Raw genomic sequence first — 261 nt, 5'->3', positions numbered from 1 at the left:
GTCAGTAGCATTAGGTGCTAAAGCAGTTAAAGCTAAAGAAAAAATGGCTAATGCTTCTTGTATAGCAGGTATGGCATTTGCTAATGCTTTCCTTGGTATAGTTCACTCATTATCACATAAATTAGGTGGACAATTCCACATACCTCATGGAATTTGTAATGGACTTTTACTTACTGAAGTTATAAAATACAATGCAACAGATGCACCTGTTAAAATGGGAGTGTTCCCTCAATACAGATATCCTGATGCTAAGAATAGATA

At 35.2% G+C, this 261-nt stretch carries 1 pseudogene; it reads left to right on the top strand.

The features are described from left to right. A pseudogene (locus tag AWT63_RS02015) lies at positions 1-261 on the top strand (iron-containing alcohol dehydrogenase); the annotation flags it as partial.

Origin of the sequence: Caviibacter abscessus (assembly GCF_001517835.1) — a bacterium.
GTDB lineage: Bacteria > Fusobacteriota > Fusobacteriia > Fusobacteriales > Leptotrichiaceae > Caviibacter > Caviibacter abscessus.
Note: the sequence above shows the minus strand (reverse complement) of the source record. Positions and strands in the feature narration are given on the sequence as shown.